This window comes from Rhodococcus sp. IEGM 1379, from assembly GCF_030056815.1.
GTDB lineage: Bacteria > Actinomycetota > Actinomycetes > Mycobacteriales > Mycobacteriaceae > Rhodococcus_F.
This window is the reverse complement of record NZ_JASHKR010000048.1, coordinates 1-20,754: the sequence shown is the minus strand read 5'-3', so window position 1 is coordinate 20,754 and position 20,754 is coordinate 1. Positions and strand designations below refer to the sequence as shown.

The following is a 20,754-nucleotide window of genomic DNA, read 5'->3' as shown; positions in this document are numbered from 1 at the left end:
CTAGTCGTCGTCCGCCGAACTGAGTACGTCGAGGAGATCGTCGAGCGACCCGAACTCGACCATCTCCACATCGGCGTCCTTGCCCTCGACGACAACATCATCGACAGCGAGATCGTCGTCGAGTTGCGCTCGGATCCAACTGTCAGGGAACTGCTTCGGCGCGGCCAGGGAGAGCAGGATCGCCTCGTGGAACACGATGACAGAGCGAAGGTCGAGATCGTCGCGCAACGCTGTCGTCTCCTCGGCAGACTGGGTGGCCACCGCGTCTTCAACTTCGGTGGCGATAGTGTCCACGATGCGCCGCCACTGCAGAACCCCGATCGTGAGTATCCGCTCGACCGCAGCGAGAAGCGCCGGGGCATCGACGTCAGACCGATCGTCGAGTTCCGGTTCGACATTGACGCGAACATCCGCTCTGGCCGCAGGCACCGTGCGGTACCGACAACGAACCCGTCCTCCGTCTGGAGTTCCGCTAACAGTCCACTCTCTGCGACAGCGACAGCGACAGCGGCACACAGCGCAGCAAGGATTCTCGCGGGCTCGGTAATTCCGATATCGCTCACGCTTCGACCTCTCGTCTGCCCCGGCTCGCCGTCTGAAGTCGGGAATCCTCCCATTCATGATCACGGGGCAGGCCGCTGGGACAACACGTCCACCGAGGCCACACCTCGGAGCCGACGTAACGGACAACGCTCCGGTGCTGTCACCGACTGCTTACGTCAGCGCTCGAGTCCACATCAGTGTTGGTGTCATCTGCTCGTTCCTCGTCTGCAGGCGAGGGAACCTGTCCGGGTCGATTCGCGCGGAGACTCCAACATCGGCGGGCTGTATGAACACGCTGATCAGTGGTCAGCTGTACCGACCTCGCTGTAAGCGGATTGAAAGAACGCGAACGAAAACGAGGTCACGTACTCTTTCGAGTTCGTAACCTCGTTCTGTGCAGTTCATGAACTGCTCTTGTGGGCGGAGGGGGACTTGAACCCCCACGTCCCGAAGGACACTGGCACCTGAAGCCAGCGCGTCTGCCATTCCGCCACCCGCCCGGGCAACGTCGAAACATTATCACGATGAGATTTGAAACCACTATTCGTGCAGGTCAGCACCTGAAACGAAGAACACAGCGCATCACAAAGGGTGGAACCGATATCATGCAGGAACCACAGCCAGGTACTGCCGAACAGACGTTTGACAGTACCGTGGAACCTGAACAGCAGTTTGGACGACACGCGACTTGGCGGTGCCGGTGCTAGTTGCCGAGCATTTCCAATCGGTTAGATGCGAAGCGAGAGGAGACCCCGATGGGCATCGTTCAGCGATTTGAACGGAAGCTTCAAGGAGCTGTCGGTGACGCATTCGCACGTGTCTTCGGCGGCGGCGTCGTGCCGCAAGAAGTAGAGGCCGCGCTTCAACAGGAAGCACGGGACCGCGTCGAACACCTCGGCGGTGGCATCCTTCTTGCTCCCAACCACTACGTCATCACCATCAACAATTCGGATCACGAAGAGTTGGCGGCCGACCGCGACCTCACCATCAAGGCTTTCAGCCGGCACCTGCAGGATTTCATCCGCGATCAGGGCTGGCAGACATACGGCGATATTTCGGTAACTTTCGAGCCTTCGCCTACGCTCCACACCGGCCAGTTCCGTACCCGCGGCACTGTCGACCCGGACAATGATGCCGAGCAGGCATCCCCTCGGTCCAATGTTCCGCAGGTGTCGTCGCGGCCACCACAAGCCCCACCGCAAGCGCCGCAACAGCGACCTGCCCCGATCGTTCCCCCTGTTTCGAATCCAGTCCCGTCACAACCAGGAGCCGGCACCATGACGCAGAACTCAGGCTACGAACCCAGCCGCGAACCGGCTGGTCGCCAGCCCGATCAGCAGCCGGCTCGTAACGGATACTCACATGACGACAGCGGATCTGCCGCTGCGCACGGCGGCGGCTACCCCGCGCCGCAGGGTCAGGGCGCTCCGCCGCAGAACGGTTACGACCGCGGCGACGGTTACCGCACGGGCGACGATCAGCAGGCCTATCCCACCCAGAACCCCAACCAGGCGCCGGGTTACGACCAGCAGGGGTACCAGCAGCCGTACAACGATCAGCAGGCGTACCAGGGCAGCTACGACCAGCAGGGTTACACCCAGCAGCCGTACAACGACCAGCAGGCGCACCAGCAGCCCTACAACGACCAGGGCTACCAGCAGCAGGCGTACCAGGGCGGCTACGAGCAGCAGGGTTACGAGCAGCAGGGCTACGACCAGCAAGGTTACGACCAGAACGCCAACCCGCAGCAGCCGTACGAGCAGCAGGGCTACCAGCAGCCCTACAACGACCAGGGCTACATCCAGCAGCCGTACGACGCCCAGTCCTACGACCAGGGCAGCTACGACCAAGGCAATTACGACCAGGCCACCAACTACGACCAGACCCAGTCGTACGCGCAGCAGAGCTACAACCAGGGCGGATACGCGCCCGCAGCACAGCAGGCTTTGACGGCAACGCTGCAACTCGAGGACGGCAGCGGACGCCACTTCCAGCTTCGCGACGGCAGCAACATCATCGGCCGTGGGCAGGAAGCTCAGTTCCGCCTTCCCGATACCGGCGTTTCGCGTCGCCACATCGACATCCGCTGGGACGGCCGGACGGCAATGCTGTCCGATCTCGGTTCCACCAACGGCACCACGGTCAACGGCGCACCGGTTCAGGACTGGCAGCTCGCAGACGGCGACATCGTCCGCGCTGGTCACTCCGAGATCTTGGTACGCATCCTCTGAGTGCCACACCCGGACCGAAAAGGGTTTGCTCAGAATTTTCTACATAACAATCGAACATAGAGCGGTCCGTCGGCGCGACGCCGCCACACCCGTGTCAGTATCGTGCTCTTTTGGGGCTCCGCGCCCCCTATGATGCTGCCAGTCGACAATGCTTGAACCCCGCTAATGGGGATCAAGCCATAGAAGGAGGTGGACAGCCGTGCAGGGCCTGATTCTGCAACTCACACGGGCAGGCTTCCTGCTTCTCTTGTGGCTGTTCGTCTGGGCGGTGTTGCGCACCCTGCGGTCGGATATCTATGCCGGCTCCGGAGTTCGGGTTCCCGCGCGGTACGCCCGCGCCGGAAAAGTCCTTCCGTCACTTGGCAAAACGAAGGTTCCTCGATATCTGGTGGTCACACAGGGCGCTCTTGCCGGCACTCGCATCACGTTGGGTGCACAACCCGTCATGATCGGGCGCGCCGACGATTCAACTCTTGTCCTGACCGATGACTACGCGTCGACGCGTCATGCGCGGCTCTCGCAGCGCGGTGCCGACTGGTACGTAGAAGATCTCGGTTCTACCAACGGCACGTATCTCGACCGGGCAAAGGTCACCACGGCTGTGCGAGTTCCGCTGGGAACCCCGGTTCGTGTCGGAAAAACCGTAATCGAGTTGCGCCCGTGACCCTTGTTCTCCGCTACGCGGCGCGCAGTGACCGCGGTCTCGTGCGCTCCAACAACGAAGACTCCGTGTACGCAGGCGCTCGCCTGTTGGCATTGGCCGACGGTATGGGTGGCCACGCGGCCGGCGAAGTCGCATCCCAGTTGATGATTGCCGCATTGGCGCATCTCGACGACGACGAACCTGGCGAGGACCTGCTGGGCAAGCTCGAGGCAGCGACTCGTGAGGGCAACGATTCCATCGCCGATCACGTCGAGGAAGAACCTGAACTCGACGGCATGGGGACCACGCTCACCGCGATCCTCTTTTCCGGCAGTAAACTCGGGCTCGTCCATATCGGTGACTCGCGCGCGTACCTGCTGCGCGACGATCATCTGACGCAGATCACTCGCGACGACACGTTTGTTCAGTCGCTGGTCGACGAAGGTCGGATCACGGCCGAACAGGCGCACACGCATCCGCAGCGATCCCTGATCATGCGGGCATTGACCGGCAACGAGATCGAGCCGACGCTCACCGTGCGCGAAGCCCGCGCCGGTGACCGTTACCTGCTCTGCTCCGACGGTCTGTCCGACGTGGTCAGTGACGAAACCATCGAGAACACGCTGCGTGAGGGCTCGCAGGAGCAGTGCGCTGATCGCCTCATCGAATTGGCACTCCGCAGTGGCGGTCCCGACAACGTCACAGTTGTGGTGGCCGACGTCATCGACCTCGATTACGGGCAGTCCCGCCCCATCGTTGCCGGTGCTGCGTCCACGGAGGAAGAAGAGTTCACTCCTCCTCCCAACACTGCCGCGGGCCGAGCCGCAGCCATGCGACCGCCGCGCGCGACACCCAAGCGTGTTGTTTCTGTGCCCGAACCCGAGCCCAAGAAGAAGCGAAACCGGTTGTGGTGGGTAGTTCTCGCCGTGGTGCTGCTTGCTGTGATCGGCGTCGGTGCCGTCATCGGCCGCACAGTCATCCGCAACAACTACTACGTCGGAGCTGACGAGGGCCGTGTCACGGTGCTGCGCGGAATCCCCGGTTCCGTCCTCGGCTACTCACTGCAGGAAGCCGATCTGATCGGCTGTGTTGGTGACGACGACGTCCTGACGCTCGTCCCGCCCAACGCCATCCCGAGTGACTGCAACGTCCTCGAGGTGACCGATCTGGCACCGTCGGCGCAGGAACAGGTCCGAACCGGACTCCCGTCGGGCAATCGCCAGGACGCCCAGAGTCAGATGATCCGACTCATCGGCGGCGATCTCCTGCCTCGCTGCGAACCGGTTCCGGCAACCACGACGCCGCAACCGACACCGCCTCCGACTGCAGCACCGCCGGCTCCCGGTGAACCGGTACCTCCCGCACCTCCGGCAACAGCGACTCCCACCCCTGCGCCGACTCCGACCGGAATACCCGGTCAGACTTGCAGGACGGTCAACTGATGTCGTCCAACGCCGCCGCCGGGATGGCTTTTCCGAGCCCGCCCGGAGGTTTTGCCCCGGCGCCGGTCCAGTCGACTCGGCGCAACACGGAACTGTTGCTGCTCGGATTTGCCGTCGTCATCACGACGGTGTCGTTGCTGTTGGTCGAAGCTAGCCAGGAACAGAAGATCACCCTCGATCTGGCAAAGTACGCCTTGACGTACACGGGTCTTTTTCTGATCGCGCACTTGGCAATCCGACGGTATGCGCCGTACGCGGACCCGTTACTGCTCCCGATCGTGGCGCTGCTCAACGGCCTCGGTTTGGTGCTCATTCACCGCCTGGACTTGGCTGACGAGCAGACAGCGCTGTACAACGGCGTCGCGCCACCGTCGCCGGACGCGAACCAGCAGGTGCTGTGGACAGCACTCGCGATCGCGGGTTTTGTTCTGCTGCTTGTGTTCTTGAAGGACTACCGCCTGATGGCGCGGTTCAGCTACACGCTGGGCCTCGCCGGCGTGGTGTTCTTGGCGATCCCCGCGATTCTGCCGGCCCGGTTCTCCAGTGTGAATGGCGCAAAGATCTGGATTCGCTTGCCTGGATTCAGCATTCAGCCCGGTGAGTTCGCCAAAATTTTGCTGATCATTTTCTTCGCGTCGGTCCTGGTGGCCAAACGTGATCTGTTCACCAGCGCCGGTAAGCACTTCCTGGGCATGGATTTTCCTCGTGCCCGCGACCTCGGCCCGATCCTGCTCGCGTGGATCGTGTCCGTCGGCGTGCTCGTGTTCGAAACCGACCTCGGTACGTCGCTGCTGCTCTTCAGCACCGTACTGGTGATGCTGTACATCGCCACCGAGCGTGTGGGCTGGCTCGTGATCGGCGGCGGTCTGCTGGCCATCGGATTCTTCTTCGCCTACAAGATGTTTGCGCACGTCCGCGTTCGCGTCGACACCTGGCTCGATCCGCTCGGCGACTACGCCAACACCGGCTATCAGATTTCCCAGTCACTGTTCGGCCTGGCTACGGGCGGAATCGCCGGTACCGGCCTGGGCAGTGGACGCCCCAATCAGGTGCCGTTCGCCAAAACCGACTTCATCATCGCGACTATCGGCGAAGAACTGGGCCTCATCGGTCTCGCTGCGGTTCTGATGTTGTTCCTGCTGCTCATCGTTCGTGGCCTCCGTACCGCGCTGGCCGTGCGTGACAGCTTCGGCAAACTGCTCGCCGCCGGTTTGTCGTTCACCATTGCGATCCAGATTTTTGTCGTGGTCGGTGGCGTCACCAAGCTAATTCCGTTGACCGGTCTGACCACACCGTTCATGTCATACGGCGGTTCTTCGCTGCTCGCGAACTACCTCCTACTGGGAATTCTCATTCGAATCTCCGATGCCGCCCGCGCACCGGTAGTTGCCAAGAAGAAGGGGCCACCCCCGATCGCCGACGCCCACACCGAGATGATGCCGCGCGTATGAACACTCCCCTGCGCCGCGTCGCGATGGCCGTCATGTTGATGGTTGTCGCGCTCCTCGCCAATGCCACGTACGTCCAGGTCATCAAAGCCGATGACCTGCGAGCCGACCCACGCAACTCACGGGTGCTGCTCGACGAGTACTCACGCCAACGTGGTCAGATCTCGGCTGCCGGACAGGTGCTGGCTGCTTCCCAGTCCACCGACGATCGGTACAAGTACCTGCGCCAGTACCCCAATCCGTACCCGTACGCCCCGGTCACCGGCTTCTACTCGATGCAATACGGCAGCGCGGGCCTCGAACGCACCGAGGATCCCATCCTCAACGGCTCCGACAACCGGTTGTTCGGTCAGCGCTTCTTCGACATAGTCTCCGGACGCGATCCGCGTGGCGGCAACGTCGTGACAACGCTCAATCCGGCAATGCAGCAGGTCGCCTACGACCAGTTGACCAGCAAGGGTTACACCGGTTCCGTCGTCGCAATCGAACCGAGCACCGGCCGAATCCTGACCATGGTGAGCACGCCGAGCTACGACCCCAACAAGCTCGCGAGCCACGACGGCGCCGAAACCACGCAGGCCTGGGACGCGCTCAACGCCGACCCGGCCGACCCCCTGGTGAACCGTGCCATCTCGCAGACCTACCCACCCGGTTCCACGTTCAAAGTGATCACCACCGCTGCCGCTCTGACGGGCGGTGCAACCCCGGACGACCAGCTGACCGCGGCGCCGCAGATCACGCTGCCCGGAACCAACACCACCCTCGAGAACTACAACGGAAGCACCTGCGGACCCAATCCGACGGCGTCGCTACGTGACGCGTTCGCGCGTTCCTGCAACACCGCGTTTGTCGAATTGGGCATCAAGGACGGTGCGGGAGCCATCAAGGACGAAGCCAAGGCTTTCGGTATCGGCCCCAACACTCCGGCCATCCCGTTGCCCGTCGCCGACAGCACTGTGGGCGACATTCCCGACGACGCGGCGCTCGGCCAGACCAGCATCGGTCAGCGGGACGTCGCCGTGACGCCTCTGGAAAACGCGGTGATAGCCGCGACCGTCGCCAACGGCGGTGTGCGGATGCAACCGAATCTGATTTCCCAATTGCAGGCACCGGATCTGACCGATCTCAGTTCCCCGGCTCCGGTGTCGATGGGCCAAGCCGTCTCACCGGCCGTGGCTGCAACGTTGACTGAATTGATGATCGGTTCGGAAAACTTCACCGGCGGCGAAGGCAAGATCCCGGGCGTCCAGATCGCATCCAAGACTGGCACGGCCGAACATGGTGTGAATCCGCGGGAAACACCGCCTCACGCCTGGTACATCGCTTTTGCACCAGCTCAGAATCCGACGGTCGCAGTCGCCGTCATCGTCGAGAACGGTGGCGACCGTGGACTTGCCGCTACCGGTGGCTCGGTGGCTGCACCGATCGGTCGCGCAGTAATCGCAGCCGGAATACAAGGGGGCTGAACCATGGCGTTGAACAACGGCGCTTTGATCGCCGATCGTTACCGACTGAACCGGCTCATCGCTACCGGCGGAATGGGCCAGGTCTGGGAAGCAACAGACTCACGACTCAATCGACGCGTCGCCGTCAAGGTACTGAAGTCTGAGTTCTCCTCCGATCCGGAGTTCCTGGAGCGCTTCCGGTTCGAAGCTCGGACGACAGCTCAGCTCAATCACCCCGGCATCGCGGGAATCTACGATTACGGCGAGACTCGGGACAGCTCCGGCGATTCCACTGCCTACCTGGTAATGGAACTGGTCAACGGTGAACCCCTCAACGCCGTTCTCTCACGCGTCGGCCGCCTTGCTGTTCCGCATGCCCTCGATATGCTCGAGCAGACCGGACGCGCACTGCAGATCGCCCACGACGCAGGTGTCGTGCACCGTGACGTGAAGCCCGGCAACATCCTCATCACCCCCACCGGCCAGGTCAAGATCACCGACTTCGGTATCGCGAAGGCCGTCGAGAACTCACCCGTCACGCGTACGGGAATGGTGATGGGCACCGCCCAGTACATCGCTCCCGAGCAGGCCCTGGGCCAGGATGCCACCGCCGCCAGTGACGTGTATTCACTGGGAATCGTTGGTTACGAAGCACTTTCCGGACGACGACCCTTCACGGGCGACGGTGCATTGACCGTCGCGATGAAGCACGTGCAGGAAATTCCGGCTCCGATGCCGGCGGACCTGCCCCCGAATATTCGCGAACTCATCGACATCACGCTAACCAAGGATCCCTCCGGTCGTTATGCCAACGGCGGCGAGTTCGCCGACGCCGTTGCCGCGGTACGGGCCGGAAGGCGTCCGCCGCCACCAGGTTTGGCGCACGGCGGATCCGCGACCCCGACCGGCGCAACACAGATATTGGCGCCCACCGCGGGGTATGCGGCTACGGGGTACACCGCGGCGGCGGATGCCGGCGGGCTGACGAGTGGTCAGAAGGCGATGGCCTGGGCCGGCGGCGGATTGATCGCACTGGCACTGATCATCGGCGGCGTCTGGATTGCCACGGACAGCTCGGACAACTCCACCCCAGCTGTGGTGTCGTCGACGACGACCAAGCCGACGACAACGACGACCAAACCCACCACGACAACGACTCGGCCCACGACTACGACAACCGAGCCGACGACCACCACCACGGTTCCGACGACGACAACCACCACCACGGTTCCGACGACGACAACCACAACAACGGTTCCGACGACCACCACGACAACTGAACCGACCAAGACAACCACCACGACCACCACGACCACCACCACGACGACCGAGTCGAACGCTGCAGAAAAACCGCTAGGAAACGAAGAATGACGACACCCCGCAATCTCTCCTCCCGATACGAACTGGGGGAGATTCTCGGCTTCGGTGGAATGTCCGAAGTTCATCTGGCGCGCGACCTGCGACTCAGCCGCGACGTGGCTATCAAGGTTCTGCGAGCCGACCTCGCGCGTGACCCAACGTTCTACTTGCGGTTCCGTCGTGAAGCGCACAATGCCGCCGCACTGAACCATCCCGCGATCGTCGCTGTCTACGACACGGGTGAAGCCGAGACCGAAGCCGGGCCCCTGCCGTACATCGTGATGGAGTACGTCGACGGCGATACCCTGCGTGACATCGTGCGCAGCAACGGGCCGATGGCGCCTCGTCATGCAATGGAAGTGATCGCGGACGTGTGCGCCGCGCTGGACTTCAGCCATCGCAACGGCATCGTCCACCGCGACGTCAAGCCCGCCAACATCATGATCAACCGCGCCGGCGCCGTGAAGGTGATGGACTTCGGTATCGCCCGAGCCATCTCCGACGCGTCCAGTCCGATGACGCAGACGGCGGCAGTGATCGGCACCGCCCAGTACCTCTCACCTGAGCAGGCCCGCGGTGAGCAGGTCGACGCACGTTCGGACGTCTACTCGCTCGGTTGTGTGCTGTTCGAAGTCCTCACCGGTGAGCCGCCCTTCTCCGGAGACTCTCCGGTTGCCGTGGCGTATCAGCATGTCCGTGAAGACCCGCCCACGCCGTCGGAGGTCAACCGCGACATTCCGCGTGAGTTGGATTCGATCATCCTCAAGGCGATGAGCAAGAACCCCGCCAACCGGTACCAGAGCGCCGGCGACATGCGCAGTGATCTGGTTCGGGTGCTGGGTGGCCAACGCCCGAGTGCACCGATGGTCATGAACGACGAGGACCGCACCACCATCCTCGGTTCCGTCGGCAGCGACACCGGTAACTTCCGCACGGCCCCGGATCCTGTAGATCCCGTCGCTCCCGCAACGAAGCGGAGAGCACCGGAACCGCCGGCCAAGAAGAAGGGCCTGCGGTATGCCCTGATGGGCTTCGTGGCCGTTGCCGTCCTCGCGCTGATCGCCGTGTTCATGCTGAACGTGAACTCGCCGCAGACCGAGATGGTGACCGTTCCCGCAAATCTGACCAACCAACCCGCCGATGCCGCCGAAGCGACACTTCGGAACGCTGGATTCCAGGTGGAACGTCAGCAGAAGACCGACAAGGTGGTAGCAGCGGGCAACGTCATCACCACCCGTCCGGTGGCCGGTGTCAGAGTCGAGAAGGGCAGCACCGTCACGCTCGACGTATCCACCGGGCCCGAGCAGGTTGCCATCCCGCGCCTGACCGGGTTGAGCCAGGACGACGCCGAAAGAAAGCTCAATGCCGTCGGTCTGCGACTGGATCCGACGATCGGTCAGGCAGCGTCGACGGTCGCCGAGGTGGACAAGGTTGTCAATCAAGATCCGGCCGTCGGTGTTTCGGTCACGCTCGATTCGGCAGTCTCGATCACTGTCGGCACCGGTCCTGAGCAGGTCCGCGTCCCCGACGTCACGGGCCAGCGTCAGGAAGTCGCGAAGCCCAACATCGAAGGTGCCGGCTTTGTCGTACAGATAACGGAAATCGATTCCGGGCTACCCAAGGGCCAGGTGGTCTCTACCGATCCGGCGGGTGGCACGTCGGCAACCAAGGGCACGACCGTGACGCTTCGGGTGTCCAACGGCAACAAGATCGCGATGCCCGACCTCACCAACAAGAACGTGTCCGACGCATTGGCAACACTGCGGACTGCGGGTTGGGCGGGAACGGCAACACAGCTGGTACAGACCCAGACCACCACGCTCGTTCCCGAGATGGTGGGCAAGATCGTCTCGCAGACTCAGCCTGCTGGGTCCGAAATTTCCAAGGACTCCGTCATCACGGTCAGCGTCGGCGCGCTGGGAATCCCCGGTAGGTAACGAGCAAGGTAGGGACCGAGTCAGAGGATCGCGGGTAGTGCGCCACCGAGCGCCGACGCGACCTCTGCCTCGAGGGCCTTCACGAGAGCTTCCGGCGGAGCCTCGCCGCACACGGTCAACCAGTTCGCGAGCATCCGATGTCCACCCTGAGTGAGCACGGATTCGGGATGGAACTGGACACCGTGGATCGGTAGTTCGCGGTGACGCATCGCCATGACGACACCGCTTTCGGTGTGTGCGGTGACCTCGAGTTCGTCCGGAATGGTGTCTTCGAGGACCGTCAGCGAGTGGTAGCGCGTCGCGGTGAAGGGATCGGGCAGACCGGCCAGAACTCCGACGCCCGTGTGATTGACCCGGCTCGTCTTACCGTGCAGAAGTTCCGGCGCCCGGTCGACCGTTGCGCCGAAAGCTGCACCGATCGCCTGATGTCCGAGGCAGACGCCCAGCAGTGGAGTCTTGGATTCGGCACAGACTTTCACCAGGTCCATCGTCACGCCCGCACGCTGCGGGGTTCCGGGGCCGGGACTCAGGAGAATGCCGTCGAACTGGGCCGCGGCCGCCTCGAGGGCACCGGGTCCGGTCAGTTGCGGATCGTCGTTACGCCAAACCACCGCTTCGGTTCCGAGCTGACCCAGGTACTGAACCAGATTGAACACAAAGCTGTCGTAGTTGTCGACGACAAGAATCCTCATAAGAGCAGGGTAAACGTCCGAGTTATCCGCCGGTATAGGCGGGCACCGTGATCTGCTCCGAACTCGCCTGCGTGTACCCCAGCCCGAAGCGCGTGGCGTACTGCTTGAAGACCCGGATTCCGGGTTCCCCGGCAAGAGCCGCCTCGAGGCGTTCGGTGTTGCCGATTGCTCGCATCACGTACGGCGGACTGTAGGTGCGCCCGTGCAGTAGCAGCGTGTTTCCGATACACCGCGGAGCCGACGTGTTCACAATCCGTTGATCCTGCATACCGACTGCCTCGGCACCGCCGGCCCACAGAGCATTCAGAACGCTCTGAACGTCCTGCTGATGGACAACCAGGTCGTCCGGGGTGGCGTCGACGGGATATTTGCCGTCAGCATTACGCGGCGCATCCGTCATGGTGACGACGACACCGGGACCGGTCATCGACGTCAAGCCGGCGTCAACGGAAATCGCGTCGATGTCGGCCAGTGCGTCGGCAACTCCGGCATCGGATCGCGCGGCCTCGACCTGGAGTGCGTTCAGTTGCGCCGAGAGCTGGTCCCGAGTGGCGGAGACGTCGGAGGCATTGGCCTGTGCGCTGCGAACCAGATCGGACAGGCGGGTGCTGTCGGTGACCTGGAGTTGATTCTCTTCGGCTGATCGCTGCGCTGTGGCAACCATGAGACCGGCCACTAGACAGACGACGAGTACTCCGACGCGCCAGAGATTCTGTGTCACTCCACGCTGCGGCACTACTTCCTCCCCGACTTTCCCCGATCGGCCCGTGACCGGCCGGACCCAGCTACGTTAGCGTGTATATACACAATCAGGTCACACCGTTAGAGCGAGGACGTTATGCCCAAGTCGAAGGTACGTAAGAAAAACGACTACACGATCAATCCGGCCAACCGAACTCCGGTCAAGGTGAAGATGGGTCCGTCGAGCGCGTTGTACGTCTCGGTGATGCTCGGTTTCATGCTTGTCGGGCTGGCCTGGCTGATTGTGTACTACTTGGCCGCAGATTCCATCACATGGATGAACGACTTGGGAGCGTACAACTTCCTGGTCGGCTTCGGATTCATGGTCGTGGGGCTCATCATGACCATGAAATGGCGCTGACCTGCGAATATTAATTCGCATCGACCTAGAACCGTCAATCAATTACATGGGTGTCATTCATCCCCAGTGTGGATAACTCCTGTGGACAACTAAGGAAGTTATCCACATGCTCGAGGATGAATTTCATCCACAGCCTCGCGACAACGGCTCGGACGTCGTCTCGTGGGCCACTCCGATGAGCGCTGTCTACGCAATGTTCGGCGGTGGAATCGCACTCGCGATCGCGACGATCGTGGTGCCCACCGAGACGGCTGGACGCTTCCTGCTCGCCCTCGCGGTGATTGGGCTGTTTGTCATGGGCGGACTCGCCTTGAAGCAAAGACCACGACTCGCCGTTATCGACGACAACGGCACCCCGGCAATTGCCGTGCAAAGGTTACTCGCCCGCCACGTCTTCACCCGTGAGCAGATCGACCGTGCGCGGTTGGTGCGCTACCCACGTCTGGGCCGACGCGTCCCGATGCTCGAAATCGACATCGTCGACCGCCCGACCGATACCGAGAAACTCCTGATCTTCGGACGCTGGGATCTGGGCACCAACCCCGAAGACGTCCTCGACGTGCTGACTGTGCACGGATTGGTGCCGCTGGAGAAGTAGCTCCCTGGACGGCAGTTATCTAAACCGTAAGGAAGGGGTACTGCTCCCGCAGCTGTACGACGCGCATCACGACGATTCCGAACATGACCACGGTTACGGCCCCCAAACCGATCCAGCCGATCCTTACGGACTTTTCCCGGTCCTGAGCGGCGCCGAGCCACTGCGGGGCGTACAGGAACGCTGCGGTGGCCGCAGCGCCCGCAAGAAGCCCACCCGCATGACCCCAGAACGAGATACCGGGCAACGAAATACTGATGATCACGTTGATCGCGATCACCGAGATGATCGGCACCGGGCTACGACGCAGGCGCAGCAGGATCACTGCCTGCGCGCCCATGATCCCGAAAATTGCACCAGACGCACCGGCCGTCCAACTGGCCGCGCCGCCGGAGAACACGGGCTGAAATGCCATCACCGACGCGCTGCCGCCGAGCAACGACACCAGGTAGACGCTGATGTACCGGGAACGGCCCATCACGATTTCGGTATCGCGGCCCAGGATGTAGAGCGCATACATGTTGACGGCCAGATGCAGGATCCCGAAATGCAGGAAGCCCGAACCGATCAACCGGAACCACTCGCCGCTGGCGACCAGCCCGGGATTGAGGGCCCAGTCCGCAAAAATCGACGAGCCGACCTGATTGTTCATGATGCTGCGTGACTGGACGAGCGTCGCAAGGAAGGCCAGGACGTTCAGGCCCATCAGCGTGTACGTCACAACCGGCACCGGCGGCGTCTGGCTGACCGTATTGCCAGCAACACCGCGCACGGAACGGATATCGCGTTGACCGGCAGCTACACAGTCAACACATTGGTAACCCACCGCAGCATCACGGAGGCAATCCGGGCACGCCGGGCGGCCACAACGATTGCAGGAAAGCGACGTGGGTCGATCTTGATGGCGGACGCACCGCGGTTGGGGCGGGATGCCCTCACTCGCACCGCCGCCCCAACCGGGGTTAGTCATCTTCGTTGTTTACCTGTTCAGGAGATGGTGATGCTGTTGATGACGACGGGCTCGACCGGACGATCGGAACGATCGACAGCGGTGGTGGAGATGGCGTCGACAACCTTGCGGGACTCTTCGTCGATAACTTCACCGAAGATGGAGTGCTTGCGGTTGAGGTGCGGCGTCGGGCCCGCGGTGATGAAGAACTGCGAGCCGTTGGTGCCCGGGCCGGCGTTTGCCATAGCGAGCAGGTAGGAGCGGTCGAACTGCAGTTCCGGGTGGAACTCGTCGCCGAACTGGTAGCCCGGGCCGCCGCGGCCGGTTCCGGTGGGGTCGCCACCCTGGATCATGAAGCCGTCGATGACACGGTGGAAGACTGCGCCGTCGTAGAACGGGCCGGTCTTGGTACCGGATGCGTTCTCGGTCTTGTACTCTTTCGAGCCGTCGGCGAGGCCGACGAAGTTCTCGACGGTCTTCGGCGCATGGTTGCCGAACAGAGCGATCTTGATGTCGCCGCGGTTCGTGTGCAGCGTTGCGGTTGCGGTCTGATGAGTTGAAGTCACCCCACCATCGTGCCATTGTCTGGGTTTTCATGGATGCCGCCCCGCTGAATCCGTTCGCAAACTGTGCTCCGACGCCTGTGGCACAGTGAAGTCATGACACGAGTGACCGAGTCCATCAGCACGCAGCTGCCCACCACCGATGCTCGGCGTTGCGCCGCCGTTGTCGCGAAGTCGGTGGCACGGGGCGCCGGCCAGATCGGACTGTTCCTGGGCCGCCAGGGCGCTGCGGCAGCCAAGAAGGGCGTCGAATGCGCCAAGGCAATCCCGTCCAAGTCGGCAGCCCGGAGCGAGCGGGTGGAAAAGCCTCGCGGACGTAAGCGTCTCGCCGTTTTCGTGGTCGCCGGTGTTGCGGTGATCGGCGGCGCGGTGTTCTACAAGAGCCGTCGACGCGAGCATCCGCCGGTGGCGTCGACACCTCCACGCATCGACGAGAAAACCGCATAACCTGTTGCCAGAAGCCCCGGAACACCAAGTGTTCCGGGGCTTTTCAGTGCTCCGTCAGCAGTTGGACGGTGCCGGAACGTTTTTGAATCGATCGATCATGTAGCCGACAGATTCCGAGGTTCCCGTCAGATAGGGAGTGGCATGGTTTATCGCCATTCCCGGAATGATCGGGGGCAATTCGTTCACCGAAAACTGTACTGTCGCACCGTTGTTGCACCAGTCGCGGGCAAGTTCCTGCCCTTGACCGAACGGAACTATGTCGTCGGAGCGACCATGCTGAATCAAGACCGGTGACGTCGGAGTCAGATGGCCGATCTTCTGCTCGTCCAGGATTTCCTGCGCAAGTGGCAGGCGCGCAAGGACCGTCGACAACGATTCACCGGACTTGGTGAAACTCGAAGACTTCTGGAATCCAAATGCCAATCCCGTCTCCGCGACGCACTGATTCTTGGTCGCTGCCAGCATCTGCCGACCGCGATCGTTGATCTCTGCATCAAGCAGCGGTTCAACCTCCGGGTACTGAGCCAGAATTCCGTTGAGCGCGTATCCGATCACACCGGTGAGGAACGTGCCGTCGACCTGCGCCAGCGTTGCCGCCAGATCGGCCGGCGGAGCACCCGCATACGTGCCCTTCAGATCAAGTTCCGGCGCGTACGACGGCTTCAATTCCGTTGCAGCAGCAGCAGCTCCACCACCCTGCGAGTAACCCCACAGGCCGACGGGACCATTGCCCGAGATACTGGCATTGGGCAATTGTTGCGCGGCACGCACCGAATCCAGAACCGCATGGGCCTCAGCCGCTCGGTTCACGTAGGTGTGATCGCCGGGAGTTCCCAGGCCGTCGTAATCCGTCACGACGACGGCAATGCCGTTGAGCAGCAACGCGTTTACCCAGATCGACTCGTAGCCGATCATCACGTCGGTCGGGAACTGATACTCGAGTCCGGTATTGAACAGCTTGGACGGCGCACACTGGTCGCCTTGCCCATGTGTCCCCACAGCTACGGCAACCAGTGGACGCACCCCCTGTCCGGTCCACGGGTTGGTCGGCTCGAGGTAGGTGCCGGTGACTGCGACGGGAGCGCCTATGGCGTCCTCGCTGCGGTACATGATCTTGGTGGCGGTCGCCGGCCACGGACCATTGCTTCCGGGCACACTCAGTATCAAGGGCATCGGCTCCGCTTTGATGAGATCGCCGTTGCTTCCAGCCGGCGATTCCGTCGGCGGAGTGTAGAAATCCGCTGGTTCCGCCACCGCGAACGGCGCCGTTGCAGCACTGACAACCAGTGCTGCAACGGATATGCCGGCGGCCCACCACATTGGGCTTTTCACGTTCACGTTCTCCCCACGTCGATGTGCACTGTGGTCTGACACACAGTGAACGCAGGGTAACATATACCTCATTTCGGTCAGCCCGATAAGGTTTCTCACTTAAATTGGTGTACTGCAACCACTTTCAACTACTTGGTGGGCTCCACATTTGTTGTCAGGATCGCGCGCAACTGGTTTGTGTTCTCCGGCGTCCACGTTGCTGGATGCAAGATATTCGCCCACATATCCGCCGCGTCTTCGCCGTAATTATGCCCGTGACCAGACGGAACATCCGCCGAGAACACCATGTCCAGGGTGACCTGCCAGAACGTCACCAACGGAATCCACGTCATCCCTGGATCGACGTCACGACCCTCCGGCTTCTCCCGCAACCAATCCGGCTTGTGGAACAGAAGGTCGAAAGACCACCAGGTAATCGGATCACTTGCGTGCTGCCAGTAGACGATTCGATCGTCTTCCCAGTCAGCCTTCAATTCGAGGTCTTCGGGGTCCGCCGCAAAGCGGATCGTCTGGCCACCGTCGATCACGGGAAGAATCTCACGCGAACCCGAATCACGGTCGTTGGTAATTTCCTGCCACTGCGTCGTGAAGTTGGGTGTACCCACCCACAGCGCGCCGTCGACCCGAGTCATCATGTCCTGGGCACCGGCAAAAGCTGCCTGCCCACCGTAGGAACCGAGGCTCTCGCCGAACACGACAAGCTTGGGACGCGTCTCGACAGGCATGTCGATCCACTCGGCAAACACCGCGTTGAACAGTGCGCGGCCGGCAACCTGGGGAGTCTCACGGTCCGCAATGAAAGCCAACGGACTCGGCAGGAACGAATACTGCATCGACGCGATAGCCGTGTTGCCGTCCTCGACGTACTCGAACGACGACGCCACATCCTCGTTGACCCAACCGCGACCGGTCGTCGTCACCACAGCCAACGTTCCACGATCGAATCCGCCGGTGCGCTTCAATTCCGCCACCACACGGTCTGCGACACCACGAATCGAATCCGAGGACTCACGTCCGGCGTACACCCGGATCGGTTGTTTCGCCTCACGCCCGGTCAACTGCGAAATCTCTTCAGCAGTGGGCCCGCTACCCATGAAAGTGCGCCCCTCCTGCCCCAGGGTGTCCCAGGCTTCCGGTGACATAGGCGAACCACTGCGCTCGGCAATCAGAGGCTGCTCGATGCCGTCGGGTGTCTCGTTGTCCGCACCTGAGAAACTCCAGTTCGCAAAGGCGATCAACCCGTTGTACAGCGCACCGTTGATGACGAAGAAGCCGAAGGCGAACACAACGACGAGGCTGGCGACCTTCGCCGCCTCCTTGGGCACAAATCGCAGAGCAACCTGCGTCAAACGATTGGTGGTGAAGCGGAGGCCCCGTGCCGCCTCGAGCAGGATGAACCAGATGAACAACGAAATGATCAAGACCAGGAGGTAGTTCGCCTGATTGGCAGGCGGCATCGCCACCAGATCCCGGACGATCTGCTGCCACCATGACCCGAGAACCAGGAACAACGGGACCAGAATCACCGCTGCGGCCGCCATGACCCACCACGCGATCTTCTTCGTCCGCTCCGACCACTTGGGTTCCACGCCACACTTGCGGACCATCCATGCGATCAGAGTTCCGAGTGCGTAACCCATCGCCAAGGAGATGCCCGTTGCAACGCCCTGCAAATACCAGGCACGCGGAAGCAATGACGGCGTCATCGACCACACAAAAAAGACCAGAGCAAAGGCGAGGCCGACGGGATGCAATGTCCCGAAGTATCGGCGCAGGCGGTCCCACACAGGTTTCATGCGGGAATCGTATGCTGAAAACCGCAGCCACCGCCTCGCCACCCGGACGTCCGGTTCGCCCAGAGAGCCAGATAGAGCTCTTGTCGACCATAGCCCTGGGCATTGGGCTATTTCTTCGCCTGCGCTCGCCACAGCGGCAGAGCGAACGTACCTTTCGGCGCACCTAAGGCGATGGATGTGGCGTTCGCTCGATGGCGGGGCAGGCATACGGGCCCAGGCATACGGGCCCAGGCATACAAAAACACCCTCCCGGTTTCCCGGGCGGGTGTTTTCTTTCAATCTATTTCACTGTGGAGCCTAGGAGATTCGAACTCCTGACATCTGCCTTGCAAAGGCAGCGCTCTACCAACTGAGCTAAGGCCCCGTTCGGTTTTCCGACCGGAGTCAGAGTACCTATGTTCTATCCTGTTTCCAAATCGTGCCAAACATTGCCTCCGCGCCGACTTTTGATCAGCTTGGTGACTACGAGAGACACCAGAACGCCGGCCCCGACAAGCAGGAAAACCTTCATTCCAGCAACCCTTCTTCGGCACAAGGAGTGGGCCTAGGAGGACTTGAACCTCCGACCTCTTCATTATCAGTAAAGCGCTCTAACCACCTGAGCTATAGGCCCCTGAACCGGTCCAAAGATTACCCCACCGGTCCCGCAACACCAAAACGGGTCCGGTGGGGCAACGTTTCCGCAGGTCAGTCACGGTCGGCGAGAGTTACCTCAACGCCACCGACGAGATCGCTGCAGAGGTTGTAAATGAACGAACCGATCGTGACGAGCGCCGTGAACAACACCATGTTGGCCACACCGATCACTGCGGAGTAACCGAAAACCTGCCCGGCCGTCACCAGTCCACCCGAGCTCGAATCCGACACGATGTCCGTGAACGCGTTGTTCAGGCGGTCCCAGACGCCCATGCCGTCGAGAACGACGTAGAGGAGGCCCACAGCCACCATCCACACGAAGAACAACGACACCGAAATAACGGATGTGATCTTGAGCGTGGACCACGGATCGATACGACGAATCTGCACAGTCGCCCGCAGCGGCGCCCCATCCGATGCTTGTCCAGCAGCTACGTGAGATTTGTCACTCGATGCTGCATGTGGCAGAGGATGCTTCGCCTCGGAGAGGTCCGGCAGGTCCTTCGGCAGATCCTTACGACTGATGTGCCGAGTCGGACCGTCGATGGCCGCGGCCTTCGCTTTGGGGCCCGGGGCCTTGGAGCTTCCAGCGGCAGAGTTTCCGGCAGCAGGTTTTCCCACAACAGGATTCCCCGCCGGCAGATTTTGCCCCTTGGGTGCGGCGATCCCGGTGATCACCGGCCGTGTCTGCTGACCGGCCGGACGGACCGGCGGTGGGCCGGACGGACGGCCTGCCGGCGCTGCACCCTGCGGCGCACCGGAAGAAGGACGGTCAGCCGGTCGCTGATTCGCTGGACCGGTCTGCGGCTTCCCAGCCTGAGCGGCCGGGGCAGGCTGGCCTTTCCGCACGTCAGGGGCAGGCTGGCCTTTCCTGACGTCAGGTCTAGGTGCGGCAGGACGCGTGATGTTGGTCTGAGGTTCCCGCTGCTGCGCCGGACCCGATTGCTGCTGGGGATCCGGTTGCTTGGGCGACTGCTGACCACGCTGCCACGGAGGAGCCTGATTGCCACGAGCCTGAGCTATCTGAGCCTCGGGAGCCTTCGGGGCTTCGGGAGCCTTCGACGCGGCGGCCGCGGGTACGGAAGAAGAACTCTTCTCTGCACCCGCCGCTGCCGGCTTCCCAGCCAACGGCGCAGCTGACTTGTCTGCCACAGGCGCCATAGGCTTGTCCGCCACAGGCGCAGCCTGCTTTTCTACCGGTGCCTTGGCGCCGGCAGTAGGCCCGTCGGGCTTGGCGTCGGCCAGGGGCTTAGAGCCCCCGGCACCCGCCGGAGCAGTTACCTGCTCCGGCTTCGGTGGCGTCGAACCGGAAGTGCTCTCGCTCTTCTGGTCACTGCCCGGCTGGTTGGGAGTGCTCACTAAGACTCCTTAGCTCCATCGGCATTGTCTGCGCTGTCGGTGTTCTCGGCAGCAATCTCTTCGGGTTCGTCGGCGTTGCGCGCAATTGCGAGCAAGGTGTCGCCGTCGCCGAGGTTCATCAGACGGACACCCTTGGTCTGGCGTCCGGCCTTACGAACCTGCTTGGCTGCGGTACGAATAACGCCGCCGCCCGAGGTGATCGCGTACAGCTCGTCGTCGTCGTCGACGATGAGCG

At 62.2% G+C, this 20,754-nt stretch carries 19 protein-coding genes and 3 tRNA genes; 10 read left to right on the top strand and 12 right to left on the bottom strand.

From position 1 onward, the window contains the following. Window positions 1–429, bottom strand: a complete 429-nt coding sequence (locus tag QM600_RS20950) for a cytochrome C5 (protein ID WP_283263475.1) — start codon at window positions 427–429, stop codon at window positions 1–3. A 531-nt stretch (window positions 430–960) separates the two neighbouring features. Then, window positions 961–1,043 (bottom strand) — tRNA-Leu (locus QM600_RS20945). 255 nt (window positions 1,044–1,298) lie between these two features. Here QM600_RS20945 and QM600_RS20940 point away from each other — a divergent pair. The 7 genes from QM600_RS20940 to pknB all read left to right on the top strand — a co-directional run bounded on the left by QM600_RS20940 (window position 1,299) and on the right by pknB (window position 11,048). Then, window positions 1,299–2,774, top strand: a complete 1,476-nt coding sequence (locus QM600_RS20940) for an FHA domain-containing protein (RefSeq protein WP_283263474.1) — start codon at window positions 1,299–1,301, stop codon at window positions 2,772–2,774. Between the two features lie 199 nt (window positions 2,775–2,973). Further along, window positions 2,974–3,438, top strand: a complete 465-nt coding sequence (locus tag QM600_RS20935; RefSeq protein ID WP_094270607.1) for an FHA domain-containing protein FhaB/FipA — start codon at window positions 2,974–2,976, stop codon at window positions 3,436–3,438. Next, entirely contained in the window at window positions 3,435–4,859 is a 1,425-nt protein-coding gene (locus QM600_RS20930; protein WP_283263473.1) for a PP2C family protein-serine/threonine phosphatase, read from the top strand. Before QM600_RS20935 ends, QM600_RS20930 begins: the two co-directional genes overlap by 4 nt. Next, window positions 4,859–6,310 (top strand): FtsW/RodA/SpoVE family cell cycle protein, encoded by a 1,452-nt coding sequence (locus QM600_RS20925; RefSeq protein ID WP_283263472.1) that lies wholly within the window; start codon window positions 4,859–4,861, stop codon window positions 6,308–6,310. Before QM600_RS20930 ends, QM600_RS20925 begins: the two co-directional genes overlap by 1 nt. Then, on the top strand, window positions 6,307–7,773 hold the full coding sequence (locus tag QM600_RS20920) for a peptidoglycan D,D-transpeptidase FtsI family protein (RefSeq protein WP_283263471.1): 1,467 nt from the start codon (window positions 6,307–6,309) through the stop codon (window positions 7,771–7,773). Before QM600_RS20925 ends, QM600_RS20920 begins: the two co-directional genes overlap by 4 nt. Window positions 7,774–7,776: 3 nt before the next feature. Further along, complete coding sequence (locus QM600_RS20915; protein ID WP_283263470.1) at window positions 7,777–9,123, top strand: protein kinase domain-containing protein; 1,347 nt, start codon at window positions 7,777–7,779, stop codon at window positions 9,121–9,123. Continuing rightward, a complete protein-coding gene (gene pknB / locus QM600_RS20910) occupies window positions 9,120–11,048 on the top strand; it encodes a Stk1 family PASTA domain-containing Ser/Thr kinase (protein ID WP_283263469.1) in 1,929 nt (642 codons plus the stop codon). The genes QM600_RS20915 and pknB overlap by 4 nt, the downstream gene beginning before the upstream one ends. A gap of 20 nt (window positions 11,049–11,068) precedes the next feature. On the opposite strand, the gene QM600_RS20905 is transcribed toward pknB, so the two are convergent. Together QM600_RS20905 and QM600_RS20900 are read right to left on the bottom strand one after the other, a co-directional pair. Then, the gene (locus tag QM600_RS20905) at window positions 11,069–11,740 is read right to left on the bottom strand and encodes an aminodeoxychorismate/anthranilate synthase component II (protein ID WP_169635308.1); all 672 of its coding nucleotides are present in this window, start codon (window positions 11,738–11,740) and stop codon (window positions 11,069–11,071) included. 22 nt (window positions 11,741–11,762) lie between these two features. Then, window positions 11,763–12,404: a DUF881 domain-containing protein gene (locus QM600_RS20900; protein ID WP_502943043.1), complete on the bottom strand. Its 642-nt coding sequence runs from the start codon at window positions 12,402–12,404 to the stop codon at window positions 11,763–11,765. Window positions 12,405–12,578: 174 nt separating this feature from the next. Here QM600_RS20900 and crgA point away from each other — a divergent pair, with 174 nt between their 5' ends. Both crgA and QM600_RS20890 read left to right on the top strand, forming a co-directional pair. After that, window positions 12,579–12,842 (top strand): cell division protein CrgA, encoded by a 264-nt coding sequence (gene crgA / locus QM600_RS20895; RefSeq protein ID WP_283263468.1) that lies wholly within the window; start codon window positions 12,579–12,581, stop codon window positions 12,840–12,842. 106 nt (window positions 12,843–12,948) lie between these two features. Next, complete coding sequence (locus QM600_RS20890; protein WP_283263467.1) at window positions 12,949–13,440, top strand: PH domain-containing protein; 492 nt, start codon at window positions 12,949–12,951, stop codon at window positions 13,438–13,440. A 19-nt stretch (window positions 13,441–13,459) separates the two neighbouring features. On the opposite strand, the gene QM600_RS20885 is transcribed toward QM600_RS20890, so the two are convergent. Together QM600_RS20885 and QM600_RS20880 are read right to left on the bottom strand one after the other, a co-directional pair. Then, window positions 13,460–14,407 carry a rhomboid family intramembrane serine protease gene (locus QM600_RS20885; protein WP_283263466.1) on the bottom strand — a complete coding sequence of 316 codons (948 nt, stop codon included), beginning with the start codon at window positions 14,405–14,407 and terminating at the stop codon, window positions 13,460–13,462. A gap of 17 nt (window positions 14,408–14,424) precedes the next feature. Next, window positions 14,425–14,952, bottom strand: coding sequence for a peptidylprolyl isomerase (locus QM600_RS20880; RefSeq protein WP_283263465.1), 528 nt, complete (start codon window positions 14,950–14,952; stop codon window positions 14,425–14,427). A 93-nt stretch (window positions 14,953–15,045) separates the two neighbouring features. Between QM600_RS20880 and QM600_RS20875 the strand changes: the two genes are divergently transcribed. Next, window positions 15,046–15,396 carry a hypothetical protein gene (locus QM600_RS20875; protein ID WP_283263464.1) on the top strand — a complete coding sequence of 117 codons (351 nt, stop codon included), beginning with the start codon at window positions 15,046–15,048 and terminating at the stop codon, window positions 15,394–15,396. A 54-nt stretch (window positions 15,397–15,450) separates the two neighbouring features. Here the strand turns inward: QM600_RS20875 and QM600_RS20870 are convergent, their stop codons facing one another. From QM600_RS20870 to QM600_RS20845, 6 genes are all read right to left on the bottom strand, one after another. Next, window positions 15,451–16,716 (bottom strand): lipase family protein, encoded by a 1,266-nt coding sequence (locus QM600_RS20870; RefSeq protein WP_502943042.1) that lies wholly within the window; start codon window positions 16,714–16,716, stop codon window positions 15,451–15,453. A 140-nt stretch (window positions 16,717–16,856) separates the two neighbouring features. Then, a complete protein-coding gene (locus QM600_RS20865) occupies window positions 16,857–18,524 on the bottom strand; it encodes an alpha/beta hydrolase (protein ID WP_283263462.1) in 1,668 nt (555 codons plus the stop codon). 291 nt (window positions 18,525–18,815) lie between these two features. Beyond that, window positions 18,816–18,888: transfer RNA gene (locus QM600_RS20860), tRNA-Ala, on the bottom strand. 175 nt (window positions 18,889–19,063) lie between these two features. Beyond that, window positions 19,064–19,137: transfer RNA gene (locus QM600_RS20855), tRNA-Ile, on the bottom strand. A gap of 74 nt (window positions 19,138–19,211) precedes the next feature. Continuing rightward, window positions 19,212–20,519: a DUF3566 domain-containing protein gene (locus QM600_RS20850; protein ID WP_283263461.1), complete on the bottom strand. Its 1,308-nt coding sequence runs from the start codon at window positions 20,517–20,519 to the stop codon at window positions 19,212–19,214. Further along, on the bottom strand, window positions 20,519–20,754 hold a 236-nt coding region (locus QM600_RS20845), incomplete at its 5' end, for a DNA gyrase C-terminal beta-propeller domain-containing protein (protein ID WP_283263460.1). The genes QM600_RS20850 and QM600_RS20845, both read right to left, overlap by 1 nt.